Source organism: Nocardioides pocheonensis (assembly GCF_003725535.1).
Lineage (GTDB): Bacteria > Actinomycetota > Actinomycetes > Propionibacteriales > Nocardioidaceae > Marmoricola > Marmoricola pocheonensis.
Window position 1 is genome coordinate 841067 of sequence record NZ_RJSF01000040.1, and the last position, 2306, is coordinate 843372.

Annotated in this window: 1 protein-coding gene; it reads right to left on the reverse strand. The window is 71.6% G+C overall.

Translation table 11 applies throughout. From position 1 onward, the window contains the following. Positions 1-2186: ATP-binding protein (locus EFL26_RS14875; RefSeq protein ID WP_183408194.1), on the reverse strand; the 2186-nt coding region annotated here is incomplete at its 3' end. Positions 2187-2306: the final 120 nt, after the last annotated feature.

The window sequence follows — 2306 nt, forward strand, 5'->3', positions numbered from 1 at the left end:
CAGCCGATCTCACGCCAGGCGGCTGCTGCCTCGGCGTACCGACCGGCGAGCTCGAGCGAGTACGGCGCCGGCACCGTCCGGTCCGGGTCTACCCGATGGCCCAGACGCGCGAGCCAGGCGCTCAGCTCGCCGTGCAGCCACGGATTGTCGGTGAGACCGCGCCGGTAGACCTCGTGCACCTCGGGTGTGACGAGAGTGGAGTCGCCCGTGAGCCAGGCGCCCTCGACGGCGGCCGTGGCGACCTGGACGAGCCAGTAGGTCTCGTCCTTGTCCTCACCGAGCTGCCACGTGGCCTCCAGCCACTCCCGAGCCGCAGTCCGTCCGAGCCGGAAGCCCGCGCGGGCCAGACCGATGCCCAGGACCATCCTGTTGAGCGGCGAGATGGTCTCGTTCATGGTCTGCAGCGCCAGCTCGATCGCCTGGGTGTTCTGGCCCCGGCGGAGCAGCTCGGCCACCTTCGACCCGCGGAGGTACACGCTCCAGGTCTGCTCCTCGTGATCGAGCGCGTGGGCGAGCGCCTCGTCGTACCGGTCGCCGAACTCGTCCAGCCGCAGCGTGTCGATCGTGCACGCATAGAGGTTCGCGTAGGAGCAGGCCGTCAGACTGTGGTCTTTCGAGCGCAGACCGAGCTCGATCGCGGCCTCGAGGTCGTCGAAGGGGACCACGCCCGACGCGAAGTCGAGGCTCGCCTTGCCGATGAGTGCGCGCCCGACCAGCGCGTCGTCGCCCAGGTCCTTGCTGATCCGGGTGCACTCGTCGCTCGCTGCGCGCCGGTCCTCCGCCGACACGTAGTCCGCCCAGCTCCGGACGTAGAAGGCCCACGCGCGTTCCACGCTGTCGTCGGCTTCGCGCATGAGCTCGTAGACCTCTTCCTCGACAGCTCGGCGCTCCTCCGAGCGGCAGAGGCGCCCCAGGCACATCTCGTACCGGCGCAGGCAGTGGCTCAACGCTTCCGGGTCGTCGAAGGTCCTCCGCAGCGTGACCGCCTCGTGCCACGGCTCTGCGGCCTCGGCCCACTGGTCCCGCGCGGAGAGCGACTCGGCGAGCGCCTCCAGGAATTCGGCGTGGTCGAGCGGGTCGAGCCGGTCGGCGTACTTGAGTGCCCGGCGGAACTGGACGATCGCCTCACGATGTGAGCCTGCTTCGGCTGCAGCGCGGCCGGCGCGCCGAGCGTGCCGGAGGACGGCGTCCGCGTCGTCGCACGCCACGGCGTGGTGCGCGAGCTCGGCCGGATCCGCGCCGTCGCGTTCGAGGGCGAGCAGGGCGATCCGGTGCAGCTCCCTGGCCTCCACGAGAGGTACGCCGTGCTCGACGGCACGCCGGGTCAGCTCATGACGGAACGTGTAGGAGCCGTCCGCGGCGGCGACGAGGGTGCCTGAGGCCGTGCACTTGTCGAGCACCGCCGGCGCCACTCCCGCAACCGCAGCCACGAGGCTCGCCGAGGCCGGTCGACCGAGGATCGCTGCGGCGGCGAGCATGCGCCGGGCCGGTGTGGAGTGATCGAGGACCCGGCTGCGGACGACGTCGGCGACCGACGGCGGCACGACGTCCGAGGTGTTCGCGAGCAGCTCCGTCACCAGGAACGGGTTGCCGCCAGTGAGCGAGAGCACCTCGGTGGCGTCGCGCTCGCCGCTGAGGCTGCGCACCGCGTCGAGGCCGAGGGGCGGGAGTGCCATCCGGCGGGTGGAGCCGTGCCCGAGGACCTTGCCGATCACGCGCGCGAGCTCACCGTCCGAGCCCGGCTCGGCGTCGCGGTAGGTCGTGATCACCAGGGCGTGCGCGCGCCCCACACGGCGCGCGATGTAGACGAGCCAGTCCAGCGTGGCCTCGTCGGCCCAGTGCAGGTCCTCGATCACCACGCCCGTGGGCCGCCGACCGTCGGCTAGGATCTCGAGGAAGGCCGCGAACAGGTCGTTGCGGTCAGCGCCCGACGCGAAGAGGTCACGCAGCCGGCCACCCTCCGAGCTGGCGATGTCGTGCAACGGGCCGAGGGCGCGGGGAGTGAACCCGCCGTCACACGCACCCCACAGCCAGTGCATGTCGGGATGCGCCTCGCGGAAGGATTCCACCAGGGAGGTCTTGCCGATCCCTGCCTCGCCGGTGATCACCACCAGGCGCCCGGTGCCGGATGCGGCGTCCGCGGCATACCGTTCCAGCGCGTCGAGGAACGGTTCTCGTTCGAGCAACGCGGTCGGTCGACTGTCGGCGCTCGACGTCCGGTCCGCCGCCGGCACTATCTCGCCCCCGTCTCTTGTGGGCTCAGATCCGCGCCGGCTCGGGCTGCCTCGGCCCGGTTGTCGACTCCC